Genomic DNA, 18,184 nt, shown 5'->3' with positions numbered 1-18,184 from the left:
TAGCTGAAGGATTAAGTAGTGGAAATTATATAGATACCCACATTTATTCAGAATCTTTTTTTATTAATACACTGGTTGATTCCCATTCCTGAAAGTATATACTAGGTATATAAGTACTCAGTACATAGATAACCTACCAAGGGAGGAAAAACGCTTGATTCACGCCGCTAAGCTAAAAAAAGTTTATCAAATGGGAGAAGAATCTTTCACCGCCTTAAAAGGAATTGACTTAACGATCAATCGTGGTGAATTTGTATCTATTATGGGACCTAGTGGTTCAGGAAAAAGTACACTGCTTCATTTACTAGGAGGGCTAGACATCCCAACTGATGGAACTCTTAAAATCGAAGATGTTTCGTTAGCCTCTTTATCCGAAAAAGATCGAACATTTTTTCGTAGAAGAAAATTGGGATTTATCTTTCAAAACTATCAGTTGCTTCCGACGATGACAGTTGAAGAGAATATCGCTTTTCCAATGGCTGCAGATCGAGTGCCTAAAACAGAACAAAAAAGCCGTGTATCTGAGCTCATTAAAGCTGTAGATCTTGAGGGAAAAGAAAATTTTTTCCCTTCTCAATTAAGCGGAGGACAGCAACAACGTGTTTCAATTGCTCGTGCATTAGCCATGAAACCTGGGTTAATTTTAGCAGACGAACCAACTGGAAACTTGGACCGAAAACGAGGTAAAGAAATTTTACAACTCCTTTCACAGCTACATCGAGAAGAAGGGCTTACCATTATTATGGTTACACATGATTTATATGCAGCTGGATACTCAGAGCGTGTTCTACTCTTAAAAGATGGGGAAATCAAATCAGATATTTCGAAAAAGGAAGGTGAGAATAGTCGTGTCATGGAGGATCTGTTGGCGAAACTTAATGCGTAAAAAATTACGTACATTTTTCACGCTTTTTGCAATTATCTTTGGAGTCGCAACGGTATTAGCTGTGATTAGTTCTGTCGACACTGCTAAAAAAATGACAGAAAAACAAATGCAGCTGATTGCAGGAAATGCTGACTACTCCCTTTTAAGCACCCAATACACATTTCCAATCGAGATCCTTTCCAAAGTTAAAAAAGTGGATGGGGTCTCAGATGCCTCAGCAGTTCTCTACAAACAATCTCAGGTTCAAATAGCCAATCAATCTCAACTGGATGCTACCAATAATCGGGTTCGACTAGCTGGACTTAGTTCTTTAGATAATAGTTTATTACAACTACATGTTCTGCAAGGTGACCTTCAACAAACAGGAGCGATCCTACCAGAGACAACAGCAAATCTTTGGAAAGCAAACGTTGGTGATGACATCTCATTTTCAACTTCCACAGGGTTGAAAACCATACCGATTGCCGCAGTTGTAAAAGATACTCCTTTTTTAGAAGGACCTTCCGACTGGAAAAGTGCTCAAGGGAAAAATTGGCGAGTTATTATCCCCATTGCACAGCTACAAGAATGGTATGGATTAGAAAACCATGTGCAAGAAATTCGAATACAAGCAGCCCCCAATGCAGCTAATCCTCAATTAGAAAATCAAATTAAAATAGCAGTCAACAATCCTGAGATCTATCTACAGCCGATTGTTCTAGATGAGCGACAAACCAATCAACTGGATGATCTATATCTGCTCTTCTATCTGATCGCTGGACTCGCCATTTTCATTAGCGGCTTTATCTTATTCAATACTCTATTCGTCAGTGTCGGTGAACGTAAAAAAGAGTTTGCCATTATGAAAACAATCGGTTTTACACCCGCACAAGTAGGTCAAGTAATCATGTTAGAAGTACTCCTGCTATCTGCTCTAGGAACTCTGATTGGGATTCCACTTGGCATTGAAATGGCTAAACAATTACAATCTGCTTTGTTTAGTTCCTTTAATGTTAGCTTCTCTTATACTACAGAGTTAAGCTTAGCTATTCCACTTTCCTTGGTGACTGGGCTTGTTATTCCAATCATCGCTGCTCTTTTCCCCGTCATCCAAGCAGGTCGTGTCAGTGTTGTTTATGCGCTAAAGAACCAAATTCAACAACAAGCCGATAAAAACCAAAAGTGGCGCTTGATTTTAGGCTTATTGCTCCTCATTGTAGGTGTCATCAATAACAACATGCTTAATTTCTTAGCTATTTTTGCAAGTGCGACCTTACTCTTTCCTTTTGTATTACGACTTATTCGCAAATGGTTCTCTCCTGTGAATAGTTGGATTTTAGGTTATGAAGGATCAGTAGCCTCACAAAACGTATCCCGTCACATCAATCGTACAGCCAATATGTCAGCGATCTTATCATTTGGGATTTGTCTAGCTCTGTTTGTTACTTCAGCTTTTGAATCCGTTAATGACAGCATTGGTGATACCATTAGAGAAAATTTTGGCGGCGACCTACATTTACAGCTTGAAAATTCGATTGACCAAGCGGCCATCAAACAGATTCAGAAAATTCCTGGAGTGGCAGAGTTAACTACCTATAAAGAAGCAAAAGTATTATGGGAAGCGCAAAAGCAAGAACGTCAATTTACAGTTATGAGTGTAAATCAAGAGTGGATGATGAAACACCCTTTGTTTACTCCAGAAAAGCAATCCGTATCTGATCTGATGAAACAACTATCGCAACCCAACACAGTCATCCTCGGGAAATATGCATTTTCTGAGTGGGGTGGAAAAGTTGGCGAAACCATCAAAATACGTACTTTCCAAGGAGAAAAAACATTCAAAGTAATCGGAGTTGTCAACACCTCTAAGTATAACAGCTATGTAGCTTTTACTTCAGATACTCATTTTACACAAACATTTGGGGTTGATTTTACAAAAGACATACTCCTTTCCTTTCAATCACCCGCACAAGAAGATTCTGTAAGAGAAACGCTATTAAAACTGTACGGAAATCAAATCGTCGAACTCAATACAGTCAACCAGAACATTGAGCGAACGAAACGTGCATTACCAGGAGTGAACACCCTCTTTAATGGCTTATTATTCTTAGCGATCCTTATTTCAGGCATCGGGATCGTCAATACGCTTCTGATGAACGTGATGGAAAGAATCAGGGAAATTGGAGTGATGCGCTCCATTGGATTTACCAAAGGACAAGTTAGAAAGATGATTCTAGGTGAAGGGCTTATTATTGGAGTGACAGGTGTCATCAGTGGTCTTGCATTAGGGATCCTACTCATTTATGTGAATGCTGCTCATGGAGATTCGAATTGGGATATGGACTTCTTAATTCCATGGCCTATGCTCATCCTATCTAGTGTTCTAGGAATCTGTACCAGTCTAATTGCGGCATTACTCCCAGCACATCGCGCAAACCAAATGGATTTAAATCAAGCACTTAAATATGAATAAAGGGAAATGGTTTAATCAAATAAAAACAAGCAGGCGCTGTGGCGTTCCTGCTTGTTTTTTATTAACCCTCAAGGAATCGGAGCTCGATTTTTACCTTCCATGTACTTGTACCTAACGAGGAAGAGGACAAGTCTGCTCTAACCTTCGATGTAAATAGACACATATCCATGAAGTGTTGTCTTCTCCTTTCCTTCATCAAAGGGAAGGGAGAGCTCAGAAGCAGTACAATGGTATTTCGGGCGAAATATCGATTTCTAACTATGGGTTCTAGCTTTTTATTGATACTTTCAGTTCACGGAACCTACTGGATGATCTAAGGTTTGGTAAAGACTATTGATAAATTCCCCCAATTCTTTTTTGTGTGGTTCCAAGTCGCTAAATTGGGATTCTAAATGCTCTTCCAGTTCGATCATCCATTCCTTACCACCTTCTGTTTTCGCACAGATGTAAGGATGAATGTGTACACTCTTCGTTGGATCACCAGGCTCACGTGGAATCGCTAATGGGTCGGAAAACTGATTGATATCACCATAATCCAAGTAAGCAGCTAATAAAATATGACCTTTTTTCGCTTGGAGTTCTTTATATTCCAAAGCAGTAACGTGACCTAACTCTTTCCACTCTCCCTCTGGAGAATACTCCAAGAGATAGTAAAGGTATCCGGGCTGTAAATAAATATCTCCTGATTCAGTCAGCTCATCTAAGATATGTTGTACAATTCCCTCTTTAGCAACTGTATTCTGTTTCAATGGGATCTCTAAACGCTCAGCTAAACGATGGGACAATAGCTTCGAATTATAACGGAATCCATGAATAAATCCGCTGAATGTTTTTCTATAATCTAAGCTATGCGTTTGTGTCCCAGCAAAATAAAGTCCCTCAACTTCAGTAGATTCAAAGTTTCCTTTGATTGATGGGTATTTATCCATCACAAATTTGACACCTAAGTCTTCTTTTAAAGACTCACAATTAGCACGGAATCCAGTCGCCGCAATCACTTCGTGGAAATAGAGCATTTCTGTTTCACCCATCGCATGATTATAAGCAACTGTTACATTGTAGCCTTCATTTACTTTTTCAATATTAACAATCTCACAGTCGAGCAAAGCGGCTTGGTGTTTCAACTGATAGTTATCTACTAGCCAAGCGTTCACTAAACGAACATCTCCCACGTAGTGGGTTTTATAAGCTAATCGAGTAGAGCTCCGGCTAGCAATCATAATCATACTTGCTTCATTTAAAATTTCTTGAGCCGATTCCATCCCACTGTTACCTTTACCGATCACTAACACACGCTTATCACGATAGTACTCTTTTTCCTTCATATCTTTATAGATCGTTGCATTTTCAATTCCTGGAATTTCCGGAACATAAGGCTTCATTCCAGTCGCTACAACTAAATGCTTTGCTTGAAAATCACCTTGATTGGTTTGAACGGTAAAATTCCCTTGGTCGTCTTTGGAAGTTCCTTTCCATTCCGTTTCATACATCACAGGCAGTTGATACTCTTCTACCAGCTTGTTCAACATTTCTACTAAAGCTTCTCGCTTTGGAAAAAATTCACGGCTAAATTGACGCATTAATACCTTTTTCTCTTTAGTAACTAAGCTATTCCAGTCGAAGCGCTCAGAGAAACGGCTTTCAGGAGCTTTACCAGTGTACAACTTATTATTACTAATCAATGTACCATGAACAGGATATTGGGTAAAAAACGTTCCAGCTTGTTTACCTGATTCGATGATCAGCATATTTAAAGGATGATTATTCTCTTCAGCCAGCTCTTTCAAAGTGATCGCAACCTGTAATCCACCAGGACCTGCGCCTAAGATGATGACATCATACATTTGATTCATCTGTACTCCCCCTATGATTATTGTATAAATAACTTCATCTACCTAACTCAATTTTTTGATAACTAAGGCTATTTTAATAGTGAATGACTCTGAATGAAATTAGTAATCAACGCAAAAAGAATTGCGGAAATCCGCAATTCCAGATGTAGTGTAGTATAAATCATAACTAGTTCTGCTGTATGAGCTCTTTTTCTTCTACTTTCACCTTATTTTTCGATGCTCGTGGATAAGAGAATCGATAAATTGGCATCGCTAATGCAGTTGTGACAATCGCCATTAGAACGAGGACTGCAAACAAGTCTTTGGTAATGATGTTATACATAAATCCGATATTAACTAAGATTAAAACCATGAGACCTCGTGCATTCATGAGACCTCCAATCGCAGATGCTTCTCTGAATGAATACCCAAGTAGTTTCATCGTCAGTGTACACCCACCATACTTACCAGCTACAGAAGCCAATAAAACGATGAGGAAAATCACTAGAGCTGACGCATGGCTAATCAGTGTTAACTGTGTATTTAAACCTGAATAGACAAAGAAAATGGGAACCAAAAAGACGATCACAATATCTGAAAGCTTTCCATGTAACTCTCGTAAAAAGACAGGGTTTTTGGGCATTGCCAAACCTGTGATAAATCCGCCAAACACCGAGAAAATTCCAATATAATCTGTAAACCAAGCGGCTAGTAATACAGATATTAGAATGATTGCTAAATGAGTATGGGATAAATTTTTGGTTTGTTCTGTTTTTTCTCCAATGATGCGAAAAAGGCGTTTTCCTACTGTTAACATCAATACAGCAAAAATAGCACCACCAAAACCTGCCATTAAACCAATCAAAATGCTTTTAGCTTGTGCAAGTGCAACAGCTAAAGCAACTAAACACCAAGCAGCAGCATCATCGAGAGAAGCCGCTATTAATGAGAGCGTTCCGATCCGTGAATGTGTTAAATTCTCTTCTTGTAAAATCCGTGCTAACATAGGAAACGCAGTCAACGAGATCGAAGCACCTAGAAAAATAGCAAATACAATAGGATTTACATGTGGCAAGGATAGCGTGTCATAAAAGAAATAGGCGATCACTCCACCCAATACAAAGGTAGGAATCAGTCCCGAAGCGAAAAGCCACATGGAATGCTTGTACATTTTTCCTGTTAATTTTTGATGATCTACATCAGCTCCTACTAAGAACATATATAGGGCTAGTCCGATATTGCTAAGAACAAATAAAACAGGGATTACATCTTTAGGGAATATTGTTGCTTGTATTTCAGGAGCAATCAGCCCAAGAAATGATGGTCCCACCAAAACCCCTGCGATCATTTCACCAACAACACGAGGTTGACCGATATAATAAGCAAGCCATCCACAGATGCGGGCAACTGCGATAATCGCAGCCAAAGCTAAGGATACTTCTAAAAATAATCCCATTAAACCTCCTTGCATAAATTCCTCTCCTTCTATTTTTTATTCTTTGGAAATAGCGTATACCAAATTGCCATTACCACATCGATCAAAAGTAAAATGCTCCAAACCAAGCTTACCTGATTCACTTGCTCACTTTGATAAAAACCAATCTCTGGCTGTTCAAAACGTACAGAAAAGAATTCGCCCGAAAAAATAGACGGAAGGCGAGGATCATCATGTACCCCCACAATGAAGATGAACACAATATGAGCGATCACATAAACCCCTACATGCATGATTGTACGCTTCCGCTCTTTTTTTGCGTGAGCAGTCCCGTATTTCTCTGCTTCTTGTTCTTTTAACTGACGATCCAAAGTGGGATCATGCTCTCCACGTAGATTCGCTACAAATCGTTTAATAAATAGATCCAAACGAGCAAAGTCCTTTTTACCATATGTAAAACCATAAATAAGAATCAAAATCACAAGGCCCTGAAATCTAGAAAATTGACCTGTCTCCATATAGTCGACGATTGCCAAAAAAGCAATAAAAATTTCGTTCAAAATGGTAATTATAAATAATTTACGACTGACACCTTCATTACGAAACCAATATCTTACTACAAAAAAGACAACGAGCGAAATCCAAAATATAACCTCAGCAGTAACGAGCAGCCACCATTTGTTATCTGCAATAAACTCCATCTTGATCCCCTTTCAAATCACAAGCCTTCTTTAACAGTCATTTATAATTTATCATATTTTCCTATAATTCGACCCATTTTTATCTTCTATGAGTCGTAATCATTTCAATTTTGTGGCTGGGCTTTAAGGTAATGATCGGCTGCATTTGTATATCTGGGTGTCCTTCTTTCAACTGTAAAGAATACTTGGACCCAATCACCTGTAAAACAATCGTTGATAGTAATAAGGTGAGATGTTTACCCAAGCAGATTCGCTGGCCAGCCCCAAAAGGAATATATTGATATTTAGGGATTCTTTTAAGTAAATCCCCCATAAACCGTTCTGGCTTAAATGATTCAGGTTGATCAAAGTAAAATGGATTTCGATGAAGTACATATTGACTCACAATCACTGAGTCACCTGGGGAGACTGTATAACCTCCCAATTCTACTGATTCTTTTACTTCTCTACCAAAGTGAGTCGCATGAAGGCGTAGAGATTCACAAACAACCGCTTGTGTATAACTTAGGTGAACAAAATCTTTCAGACTCAGTTCTCTTCCAGCAAGAACTTGCTCCCACTCTTTGACTAACTTTTCTTCTACTTCTGGGTGTTGCGAAAGAGCATACCACATCCAAGAAAGAGAAAATGAAGTCGTTTCCTGACTGGCTAAAAAGATGCCCATAATCTGATCTCGGATCTCTTGATTGGACATCTGAGAACCATCTACTTCATCTTTTGTCTCCATGAGCATTGTTAAGATCGTTGTGGGAGTATTGGTTCGTTCTCGTAACTGATCGATCAATTCAAATAGAACAGAGTCTAGCTCTTGAATCGCCTGATAATATTTCCTATAGAGCCGTTTCCGCAACCACAATGGAGTTTTCATGAAAATTTTCCACTGTGTTGTATACTTCGTAATATCCATTAAAATCTGATAGATTTCTTGCATTTTTTCCTTAGGTACCAAAGAGCCAAACATCGTCCCCATAATTAGCTTTAGAGTGAGCTCCATCATATCGTCAGTGATAATCCGACTCTCTCCATCCTTCCAATCCTCAATAAATTGAGCAGTTTGAATCGTCATAGAATCAACAAATGCTTCCATTTTTTGCGGATGAAAGGAAGGTTGCATCCAGCGACGTTGTCGAATATGGGTTTTTCCTTCGCTTGTAAGTAAACCCTCTCCTAACAAATCTCCAAACGTTTTCAACCCACTTGTCTTTTTAAAATAACGCTCCTTCGTAACTAATAACTCCTGTACAAGATCAGGATTTATTAAAATATAGACATACTTGAACCCAAATCGTAAACGCAACATATTACTCTCAGGGTGTTGCAGAGATAACGAGTATACATATTGGAGTGGATTCTTTTTAAATATAAGATTACTATCATCAAAAACTACCTCTGAGTGAGCACTCGCATTTTCTTTCATCTATCATTCCACCTTTATTTGTATATCGCATGAATTGATCACATAGGCGCAACACTATAGACCGACTGAATTTCCTTCGGTACATCATTCATTTTGACATGTGCTTCCACGACAACTGTTTTTCCTTGTCGATAGTGTTTCAACGCTTGCGTTAAGGTGGAATGAATCTGTTGTTTTTCTTTTATTTCAAAGTAACTCCATCCCACTGGATTAGAATGAGTCCATTCATCTTGCAAAGTTAAAAAGTTATAGCCATAAGAATCTAGCTCTTTTTGTTGTAACTGATATTGAAGCCATCCATAACCACCATTTTTCAACACTAAGAAAAAAATCGGCAATTTGGATTCGATCACGGTGGACCAATCTGTTTGAAGCATATTAAAAGCTCCATCTCCTACAATCGCTACAACGGCACGATCTGGATGTGCCCATTTCACTCCTAATGAAGCGACTGCCCCGAAGCCTAAGCTCGTTTGTTCACTTGGGACTAGGACTTCATCCTCACTCTTTAGTTGTAGATAAGGATAAAAATATCCCCACATATCGTGAAGTCCGTTTTCCTGGATATAAGTCACAGGTTGATCTTGGAGCTGTTGGATTGTAGACAGAAGCTCTGCGACATGTACATCCTCAGATGAGGACAAGGATTGGAAAATCGATTGAGTTTGTTGATCATTTTTACTTTGTAAGCTGTGGATCTTCTGAACCCAATCCGCTCGTTCTGAAACCTCTTGAAGATGTGACAACCAATAACGAGTCACTTCACCTCCCTCACCCCAAAGATAAATCCCTGGAAACTGAACTGCAAAATCATCAAGCTCTACATTAACCTGAATGACTTTTGTGTCTTGTGAACAAGTATCCCAATAAAAGGTTGCTGTTTCCTCTAATCTACTTCCTAACGTAATAATAAGGTCAGTCTGTTTCCAAACCTCTTGCATGGATTCCACAGTATACAAACCTGATAGACCACAAAACAAGGGGTGTTGTTCATTCACAATTCCTCTGCCCGAAGCAGTTACAAACAAAGCCGCTCCCAATTTTTCCGCTAACTTTTCAATCATTTTATTTGAGTTGGACTGTTTTAATCCACCTCCAACTAATAGAACAGGACGCTTTGCTTCACTGATCATTTCCAAGCTATATGCTAACTCTGGCTCACTAGGCAGAATCGAGAGACGCTTTCTTTGTTGAAAAGGAGTCTGTTGCTTTACTTCACTAAGTACGAGGTTTTCTGGCAACTCCAGATAAACAGGACCAGGTACTCCATTACTTGCTAAAAAGACTCCCTTTTCTAAGGCCCAGATCAATCGATCCATATGTTCAATTCGATAAGACCACTTAGTCAACGATTGGATCATTGCCATCTGATCTGCTTCCTGAAAAGCTCGCATGCCCATTCGGTCATTACCAGTACCTAACCCAATCATTAATAAAGGTACATGTTGGGATTTAGCTTCTAAAAGTCCTGTAAGTGTATTCGTAAAAGCGGGTCCTTTCCCAACAATACAAACCCCTAAGGAGTTCGAAGTTCTTGCATATCCAGTCCCCATAAACACGGCATTTCGTTGGTCTTTAGTTATAACAAATTGGATATCCGAAGATTTCATTGCATCCAAAATATCTAAATCATCACTCGGCAAACCAAACACTACTTTGGTCTCAATCTCTTGAAGATAAGAAACAATTGCTTCCCAAGCATTTTTATAAACAAACATTCAATCTATTCTCCTCTTATTCTGTAATCAATTCACTAACCACTTCTGAAATCAAAATTGGTTTGAGTATTAACTCTCCCTGATAATAAATATAGTTTGCCATCGGACCATACCCACCAAATGGTGCATTTCCATCTTCGATATCACCTAATGTTTGGTTCACTGTGACTGTATGACGCTTCTGCAAAAATTCAACTAAAGAGCCACTCCCATAGACACTGGCTCCCATCGCTCTTTCACGGAAATAGCTAGTGTGAAGTAATTCTTTTAATTTCTTCTCATCCTTATAACGAACTACATTGAAGATTGGTGCAAAATATTCATCAACTTCAATAGCTTCCTCAAAATCACTATAAAGCAAAGTCGGCTCTAATCGACTCTTAGCAAAATCTATAACTCCACCATGTACAATATATTTCATATGTTTATTTAAATATTGAGCTAATGTTTCTAAAATGTAATTGTAATAAATGCTTCCATAGTCAGCGTTAGGATCTGTATTTAAACCAAATTTCAATTGACTTAAGCGCTCTTTCAGTCGTTCAACAAATTCATCGGACACCGATTCGTGAACAAAGAAAACGTCTGGTCCCATACAGTCTTGACCTGAGTTTAATAGACGGATTTTAACCGCATCTTCCACAGCTAAGGCTATGTTTGCATCTGATTCAACAATGAAAGGATTGACTCCCTGTCCGAAAAAGATATATAGTTGCTCTTTCCGTAATCCAGCCTTAATAATTTCTGCATTTTGATAAGTGCCTGTAAAAACAACGATCTCAGACTCAGCAACCGTCCCTTTTACAAATTTCCTCTGACTGCTTTGCTCCAATTGAATAGGCAACTGATGAACAGCTTTTAACAAATCATCTAGTTCCTTCATTTGACTTGCCACATAAGAAGAAGGACGGAAAATGATTTTATCCACAAACAATGAAGGAATCAGCAAGTATAAAACATACGAATAGAGAATCACATTCGAAGGCATAAAAACAGCCATTTGGTTTACTTTCGAAGGTTTGTTCTTATTGATTTCTGCTAAAGCTCCTTCCAAAGCACAAAGAGATGATTCATACTCAGCTACAGCAGAACAGTGGTTTGAAATTTGCAAAAGTACGGATAGGACTTCTTCCTTATGATTCCTCATATAATCTAAACAATCTTGAATAGCCTGATATCTTTCGGGAAAAGGAGCTGCAACTTGTAGTTCTTGGTTTAGTACGTTAGTCATAAATCAATTCCTCCTTCATGGTTCTTCTTTCTAATAATTCCTGCTTAGCTATTTCTTTCAACCGCAATAAATCAACTTTTCCATTTCGATTCAGCGGAAACTGATTTAATAGCATTAACAAATCTGGATACATGTAGTTAGGAATACTTTTAATAATTTCTTTTCTAATTACAGATATCTCTTTATTTCGTGGATTTTCTATGAAAATGGCAATCAGTGATCCCTTTTTATCATCTTCTAATGTAATTACTTTGTTTACATACCCTAAGCTTTCTACACGTTGTTCTAGTTGAGCTGGTTCGATCAAGTAACCCATGCGATTCACCGCTTGTCCAGCTCTACCAATTACAAATAAATTGGCGTTTTCATCTAAAAACCCTAAGTCTCCAGTATCAAACCAATGATTGATAAATTTTTGTTGGGTTAACTCCTTTTGGTGTAGGTAGCCAGACATACGTGCGGTTGATCGCACCCAAATCATACCTACTTCGCCTAATGACTTTTCTAGCCCATTACGATCCAAGATTTTAATCATCACTCCTGGAAGAGGTTGTCCACATCCAACCGGATTTGAGCCTGTCGCCAAAGCAATATTGCCAAGCTCAGACATTCCATACCCATCTAATAAGGGCTGTCCCATTTGTCGTTGAAAATCCTGAGCCAATTTTTCAGTTAAAGCGGCTCCTCCCACACACCACATCCGGACTTCAGAATTCCTGTATTGCTCAAGTAATGCAGGTCTCGCTTGGAATACTTTTATCATTGAATAATAGGATGAGGGTGCTGCGTCAACAATGGTTACTTGATGATCAAAAATAGCTTTGAGAATTTTTCCTGGATATCGATCATGGGTAATAACGATCGAACATTGAGTAAACCACCAGATAAACAAGAGCGAAAGTCCATAAAAATGGGAAAAAGGTAACAATGGCAAAAAAACATCATCATTGTGGTAATTCATTCGCTCCATTGTTTGTTTAATGTTCTCAATAAACGAACGCCCTGACCGAACAATACCTTTTGGCTTTCCAGTAGAGCCTGAAGAATAAAGAATGATTGCATCTTCTTTTTTAACCCATTGATCCATTAAAAATGGAACTAGTTCATTTTCATCTTGACAATCTGAAGAATTGACTTCATGGATAAAAATCAGATGAGGAGCACTTTCCGTCAATCGATCTGTAATAATCCACTTCGCTTGTGAATCGGGGAAATAGGTGTGCAATACTTCTTCTTCAGTAATTTGACTATCAATAATTACAATCGAAGCATTTAATTGAATGAGGGAAAAGAAATTTACAATAAACTCAAATGAATTACTACATTGAAACAAAACTCGATCGTGTTCAGAAACCCCCCTTTCTTTTAATCTCTGAGTTGTTCTACTAATTGCTAGTAGCAAGTCATGAGTGGAATAAGAGGAATTAGACAAGATGATCCGACCGCTTTTCATTATGTTCACCCTATCATTTACTGTCTTAAATAGCTTTTACGTTCCTCATCAAGTACATGTTGAGGAGTTATTAAGTGAGTTTTAAAATGATGCTTAAGGGTTGGACCTAAGATATCCGTGGGGCCCATCACAAAAACTTCTGTCACCCCAACCTCCTTCATTGTTTGAACTGTTAAATCCCATCGAATTGGATGATCTACTTCATCTAAAATCATTTGTTTTAACAAATGGCTCTCTTTCACAATCACACCATCAACATCTGAAATGACAGGTATGCGGATTGGCATAAAGGATATATGATCGAAAATTTGCTCTTTTGCTTTTTCATTTAATGTAGAAAGACGACTACAATGAATCATACGATTAATCGTATCCAGTGAGATGCTCCGTTTTTCAGCTTTTACAATCTGTTTGACTTCCTCAATGCTATCTATGCTTCCTGTTACAGCCAGTAGATTTTCATTAATGTAAGCTGAAATCTCTAGCCATTCCCCCTTAGAAGAAAAGTATTCCACCAGTTGTTCTGCTTTTTCTAGAGGATAGCGATATAGAAAATGGGTTCCAAAATCTTGTTTTATTTGAGATTTTAACTCTCTTTCCAAGAGAGCACTTTGATAGGTAGCCTGAACCGCATCATGGTAAGTGATACTTCCAGCATAGACAGCTGCAACCATTCCGCCAAAACTTCCTCCAACACAATAATCGGCAGGAGCAGAATCTTGACTTTCAACCCAATCTAAAGCCGCCACACTCATAGCTACAAAAGCACACTGTGCAAATGGACCATACTCTTCCAATTCATTTTTAAAGTTTTCTTTTAGGGATAGACCCAAAATCTCATCAGCCTCAGCAAAGCGCTTCCAAGCGAATTGACTATTTTCGATAAACATTTTCACTTGATCAAATGTCATTGCAGCTAAACCTGGAAAGACATAGGCTTTTTTACTCATGTAAATCAACTCCAAAACAGTAAAGTGAAAACATAATTGAATTTTTATTCAATCTATAATCCAAGCAAAAAACAATAAACCCCTTGAAAACAATACTAAAGATCATACAGCAACTTTTCAAAAGTTCAATTTTTATGTATAATTGATGTATATAAATTCATCTCGTAAAAAATACGAGATTGAAGAGGAATAATAGTTTCACTCACCCCTTCCAGATCTCAAAAACAGATCAAATTGAATGGGTTTTGATCGAGTAGGACTTAAGCAGGAACTCATATTTCTTGACAATCGAATATAGCTCCTGCCTTAGAGGTCCTATTCTTTAGATACAATAGACAAACATATATAATTTATATAAAAGTTCATTAGGTTGACAATTTTATTGTAATTGATAATCCAACACGGTACATCAGTAAATCACGCAGAGGTTTTTGTGGATTTCCGCAACTAGATTTTAATTATTATGATGAATGAGTGCTTAACCAATAATCCTGCCCATATAACCCCAATGCTTTTACAGCCAATCCCACTCTTGATTTCACTTTTAACTTTTGAATCGCTGAAGTGATATGATATTCAACTGTCCGACGGCTAATGTAAAGGGTTTCAGCAATTTCTTGATTGCTTTTATCTTTAATAATTTCTTGAACCACTTTCTTTTCCATATCTGTCAACGGAATCTCTTTAGGCATTTGATGCCTAACTCTATTTTTATGCCAAAATTTATCTTTGGAATCCTTACATAAATATAGCCCTTGGTTTTGAACAACACGAATCGCTTGGGGAAGTTCTTGAATGTTGTCTTTTAGCAATAAAGCGCTGATCCCATATTTAATACATGAGAAATACTCTTCCGACAACTGATCAGCAAGCAAAACAACATCTGGAAATGGCTTTTTCGACATACAATGAAGCATCTGTTCGTATACCAAGTCTAAGCATCCAATTAGAATTACATCAACATCTATATCCAAATACATGAGCTGTTTGAGTAACAGCGGCTGAGATACAGAACCTACCATTTCAATCTCAGGATCTTCTCTAAGAACTTGTTGAGTCCTAAATAAAAATGCCTTATTTTTTTCCCAAATTAGAACCCGAGTGAATTGTTTCATTTGTTCCCTCACCCCATTATTAGTTAAGTAAATGTGATTTGACTTTCAAATGGTTGTTGCAACACAAAATACGAATATTCACACCAAAAACTTGAACAAATATTCGTTCTATTGTTCCTAGTGATATTTTGTATATTAATATTTTTTTGCTAATACATACTAATATAGCATTAATTAAAAGTTTAATGTATATAATTATTCATTTTTATATAGATTCTATTACAATTTGATTAATTTTATTAAAAATTATTCTATAATTATTTAATTAAACAATTGATAAACATTTTGATGATTGTTTTATATTAATATTTAAATAAAACATAGACACCTTAAAGGTGCCTACAACTTAAATCATTATTTTTGAATTCATAATTTTTACATACTAATAATATTAAACCCATTATCCACATGAATCACTTCACCGGTAATTCCCCTTGAGAGATGACTCATTAAAAAAAGAGCAGTATCTCCAACCTCAGAAGCGTCTGTTGTACGTCGAAGAGGTGCTTTTTCTTTGATGACATCAAGAACTGTATTGAAGTTTTTTACCCCTTTAGCTGCTAAGGTTTTAATTGGACCTGCCGAAATGGCATTCACTCTTATTTGATGAGGACCTAGGTCATTCGCTAAATACTTCACGTTAGCTTCTAAAGCAGCCTTAGCTACTCCCATCACATTATAATTAGCAATCACCTTTTCAGAACCTAGATAAGTCATAGTTACTATGCTTCCACCATTTTTCATCAGTGGTTGTGCCTCTCTAGAAACCGCAACTAGTGAGTAGGCACTAATCTCCTGTGCAAGGTGATACCCATCTCTAGATGTTTGGACAAAGTCGCCATCGAGATCTGTCGATTTTGCAAATGCGATGCTGTGAACAAGTCCATCCAAATACCCCCATTTTTGTTGGATCACAGAAAATGCTTGTTGCAATTGCTCATCCGAGGTAACATCACACTCTACACATAGAGAGCCTGGCATGTGCTCATCAATAAGCTGTTTCACTCTTTTTTCCAAACGCTCTCCTTGATAAGTAAACGCTAGTTCTGCCCCTGCTTCATATAAAGATTTGGCAATTCCCCAAGCAATGCTACGTTGATTTGCCACGCCCATTATAACAATTCGTTTTTTTTCTAATAAATCCATTTATAAATCTCCTTTATTTTATTCTAAATACGAATTAAACATTATCTGATAAGGGCGATCAGTGTCAATAGAACAAAAAATAAAAATACGAAATCTATGATCTTATTGTTTTTTAATTAAGCTATACTTAGTATATAGGTACCTAGTATATAGCTAAAGAAAAGGAGTATCAACTATGATTTGCTCTTCACTAGTCGCAGAGAATTTACTGACATTTAATGTTAAGCTCATCATCACCTTAGAAAAATCATATGGCGATTAATCTTCTAGCATTTCTTCTAGAAACATAAAAAGAATATTTGAATTTTTAAATTTCGTGAAACAGAGTAACTGTCACTCAAGCCACAAAGAGTATCCACAAAAAATGAAATACAACCTTGTCAATCATGATGGATTAAGCTCGTTTTAGAGAGGAGGGTATATATGTCAGTCAAGCATGCGATTCTTGGACTTCTTTATCAGCAACCTCGTTATGGATATGAACTAAAGTTGGAGTTTGAAAGAATGCTTTATCAGTTTCATCCATTAAACCAAGGGCAAATTTACTCTACACTGGAGAGACTTGTTCGTGATTCATTAGTAGAACTTTTAGGGCAAGATCAACAAGGGCGTAAGCAATATATCATTACAGAATTAGGTAAAAGTGAGCTTCACGATTGGTTATTAACTCCTGTTCCACGTTCTGTTTTAGATAATTTTTTATTCAAACTTATTTGTGCCAGAGAAATTCATTTTTCTAATATACAAGATATGATTGCACAATATCGCTCTAGTTTAATACAAAATATTTTGCATTTTAGAACTCTACAAAATGGATTACATACAAAAAAAGAAAAAAACATCCAACTGATTATCGAAGCAGCTTTATTGCACTTAGAAGCTGATATTGAATGGTTAAACCTACTTGAAGAAGAGTTAAAGGATTCTTAACTTTACATAGTAGTTGTTGCATCATGATAGCATCACTTAGGTGTTTTACCATCCAAAATAATCTATATTCTTAATTACATTCAATCTATTAAAAAGAACAACTAACGATCAAGCTGGGTCGTCACCCAAGTTGTAACAAGCCTTTATTAGTTGTATCGGTTGTCTAACATGATCAATAACTGGAACACATACCCACTCTCTCCAGCTAAGACTCTTTACAGCTCTGTTTCTGCACTAACAGATTCAACGCTATTAGCCATTCCAACTCTTTTTTCAATGTGGTCAGTTGTTTCGAACAAGCATTGTACGTTAAACCCTTGTTCGTTGCCTCATATGCTTCATTCCATTTAGCCCAAAAGTGATTGTACACAAAACGACTACAATCGATGCACTTATTCATGAGTGTTGCTTGTTTTTTCGTTGGATCCAGGCGAAATTTGTAGGCTTGATGCACTTGCTTTTCACCTCCTTGCGTAACATCATACCTATTGGCACACACGTTCGCAAGGAGAGATTTCATCTAGCACGAAAAAGATTTCACACCTCCTAGATGTGGAAGTGATTATACAGTTAATATGTAGGAAATCAGAGAGAACACTGATGCTAGTAAGAATGGAACGCTTTTGAAACCATGCTTTAAAGAGTGGTCTGACGGAAAAACTCTTTTTCAGAAGAATAATAGACCTTTTTATAAAATATTTTAACTAAAGATTTATTTTCCATTGGCAAATCCGACATTTTCATTGAAGAAACTTTATTCCTTTCATGAAAAACCCAAAAAGCTGTTGACATATATCAACAGCTTTTTGGGTGCCTGGCAACATCCTACTCTCCCAGGGGTCTGCACCCCAAGTACCATCGGCGCTGGAGGGCTTAACGGTCGTGTTCGGGATGGGAACGAGTGGATCCCCTCCGCCA

14 protein-coding genes and 1 rRNA gene are annotated in these 18,184 nt (G+C 37.5%); 3 read left to right on the top strand and 12 right to left on the bottom strand.

The features are described from left to right. Positions 1-154 precede the first annotated feature (154 nt). Both EDD58_RS14150 and EDD58_RS14145 read left to right on the top strand, forming a co-directional pair. Positions 155-886 carry an ABC transporter ATP-binding protein gene (locus EDD58_RS14150; protein WP_243648755.1) on the top strand — a complete coding sequence of 244 codons (732 nt, stop codon included), beginning with the start codon at positions 155-157 and terminating at the stop codon, positions 884-886. Beyond that, on the top strand, positions 849-3,338 hold the full coding sequence (locus EDD58_RS14145; protein WP_165875989.1) for an FtsX-like permease family protein: 2,490 nt from the start codon (positions 849-851) through the stop codon (positions 3,336-3,338). Before EDD58_RS14150 ends, EDD58_RS14145 begins: the two co-directional genes overlap by 38 nt. Before the next feature lie 287 nt (positions 3,339-3,625). Here EDD58_RS14145 and EDD58_RS14140 read toward each other — a convergent pair whose 3' ends face one another. From EDD58_RS14140 to fabI, 10 genes are all read right to left on the bottom strand, one after another. Next, on the bottom strand, positions 3,626-5,191 hold the full coding sequence (locus EDD58_RS14140; RefSeq protein ID WP_131926684.1) for an NAD(P)-binding domain-containing protein: 1,566 nt from the start codon (positions 5,189-5,191) through the stop codon (positions 3,626-3,628). A 166-nt stretch (positions 5,192-5,357) separates the two neighbouring features. Continuing rightward, positions 5,358-6,641, bottom strand: a complete 1,284-nt coding sequence (locus EDD58_RS14135) for a cation:proton antiporter (RefSeq protein ID WP_131926682.1) — start codon at positions 6,639-6,641, stop codon at positions 5,358-5,360. 14 nt (positions 6,642-6,655) lie between these two features. Beyond that, the gene (locus EDD58_RS14130) at positions 6,656-7,306 is read right to left on the bottom strand and encodes a hypothetical protein (RefSeq protein WP_131926680.1); all 651 of its coding nucleotides are present in this window, start codon (positions 7,304-7,306) and stop codon (positions 6,656-6,658) included. A gap of 79 nt (positions 7,307-7,385) precedes the next feature. Then, on the bottom strand, positions 7,386-8,723 hold the full coding sequence (locus EDD58_RS14125) for a cytochrome P450 (RefSeq protein ID WP_131926678.1): 1,338 nt from the start codon (positions 8,721-8,723) through the stop codon (positions 7,386-7,388). Positions 8,724-8,761: 38 nt separating this feature from the next. Beyond that, positions 8,762-10,441 (bottom strand): thiamine pyrophosphate-binding protein, encoded by a 1,680-nt coding sequence (locus EDD58_RS14120; protein WP_131926676.1) that lies wholly within the window; start codon positions 10,439-10,441, stop codon positions 8,762-8,764. A gap of 16 nt (positions 10,442-10,457) precedes the next feature. Then, positions 10,458-11,672, bottom strand: a complete 1,215-nt coding sequence (locus EDD58_RS14115; protein WP_131926674.1) for an aldehyde dehydrogenase family protein — start codon at positions 11,670-11,672, stop codon at positions 10,458-10,460. Next, on the bottom strand, positions 11,665-13,125 hold the full coding sequence (locus EDD58_RS14110; protein ID WP_131926672.1) for a class I adenylate-forming enzyme family protein: 1,461 nt from the start codon (positions 13,123-13,125) through the stop codon (positions 11,665-11,667). The genes EDD58_RS14115 and EDD58_RS14110 overlap by 8 nt, the downstream gene beginning before the upstream one ends. A 17-nt stretch (positions 13,126-13,142) precedes the next feature. Further along, positions 13,143-14,075, bottom strand: a complete 933-nt coding sequence (locus EDD58_RS14105) for an ACP S-malonyltransferase (RefSeq protein WP_131926670.1) — start codon at positions 14,073-14,075, stop codon at positions 13,143-13,145. Between the two features lie 461 nt (positions 14,076-14,536). Then, positions 14,537-15,190: a response regulator transcription factor gene (locus tag EDD58_RS14100; protein WP_131926668.1), complete on the bottom strand. Its 654-nt coding sequence runs from the start codon at positions 15,188-15,190 to the stop codon at positions 14,537-14,539. 375 nt (positions 15,191-15,565) lie between these two features. Beyond that, complete coding sequence (gene fabI / locus EDD58_RS14095) at positions 15,566-16,336, bottom strand: enoyl-ACP reductase FabI (RefSeq protein ID WP_131926666.1); 771 nt, start codon at positions 16,334-16,336, stop codon at positions 15,566-15,568. A 423-nt stretch (positions 16,337-16,759) separates the two neighbouring features. Between fabI and EDD58_RS14090 the strand changes: the two genes are divergently transcribed. Continuing rightward, entirely contained in the window at positions 16,760-17,266 is a 507-nt protein-coding gene (locus EDD58_RS14090; RefSeq protein WP_131926664.1) for a PadR family transcriptional regulator, read from the top strand. Between the two features lie 205 nt (positions 17,267-17,471). Here the strand turns inward: EDD58_RS14090 and EDD58_RS14085 are convergent, their stop codons facing one another. Continuing rightward, positions 17,472-17,720 (bottom strand): helix-turn-helix domain-containing protein, encoded by a 249-nt coding sequence (locus EDD58_RS14085; RefSeq protein ID WP_424321683.1) that lies wholly within the window; start codon positions 17,718-17,720, stop codon positions 17,472-17,474. Positions 17,721-18,078: 358 nt separating this feature from the next. Continuing rightward, a 5S ribosomal RNA gene (rrf, locus tag EDD58_RS14080) occupies positions 18,079-18,184 on the bottom strand; the annotation flags it as partial.

It is taken from the genome of Hazenella coriacea (genome assembly GCF_004341825.1).
Lineage (GTDB): Bacteria > Bacillota > Bacilli > Thermoactinomycetales > Thermoactinomycetaceae > Hazenella > Hazenella coriacea.
The sequence above is the reverse complement of the archived record's forward strand: the minus strand, read 5'-3'. Positions and strand labels throughout refer to the sequence as shown.

Excerpts from the sequence above, each read along its gene's own strand:
- EDD58_RS14140 (WP_131926684.1), bottom strand. The coding sequence starts at position 5,191 with ATGAATCAAATGTATGATGTCATCATCTTAGGCGCAGGTCCTGGTGGA.
- EDD58_RS14135 (WP_131926682.1), bottom strand. The coding sequence starts at position 6,641 with ATGCAAGGAGGTTTAATGGGATTATTTTTAGAAGTATCCTTAGCTTTG.
- EDD58_RS14130 (WP_131926680.1), bottom strand. The coding sequence starts at position 7,306 with ATGGAGTTTATTGCAGATAACAAATGGTGGCTGCTCGTTACTGCTGAG.
- EDD58_RS14125 (WP_131926678.1), bottom strand. The coding sequence starts at position 8,723 with ATGAAAGAAAATGCGAGTGCTCACTCAGAGGTAGTTTTTGATGATAGT.
- EDD58_RS14120 (WP_131926676.1), bottom strand. The coding sequence starts at position 10,441 with ATGTTTGTTTATAAAAATGCTTGGGAAGCAATTGTTTCTTATCTTCAA.
- EDD58_RS14115 (WP_131926674.1), bottom strand. The coding sequence starts at position 11,672 with ATGACTAACGTACTAAACCAAGAACTACAAGTTGCAGCTCCTTTTCCC.
- EDD58_RS14110 (WP_131926672.1), bottom strand. The coding sequence starts at position 13,125 with ATGAAAAGCGGTCGGATCATCTTGTCTAATTCCTCTTATTCCACTCAT.
- EDD58_RS14105 (WP_131926670.1), bottom strand. The coding sequence starts at position 14,075 with ATGAGTAAAAAAGCCTATGTCTTTCCAGGTTTAGCTGCAATGACATTT.
- EDD58_RS14100 (WP_131926668.1), bottom strand. The coding sequence starts at position 15,190 with ATGAAACAATTCACTCGGGTTCTAATTTGGGAAAAAAATAAGGCATTT.
- fabI (WP_131926666.1), bottom strand. The coding sequence starts at position 16,336 with ATGGATTTATTAGAAAAAAAACGAATTGTTATAATGGGCGTGGCAAAT.
- EDD58_RS14090 (WP_131926664.1), top strand. The coding sequence starts at position 16,760 with ATGTCAGTCAAGCATGCGATTCTTGGACTTCTTTATCAGCAACCTCGT.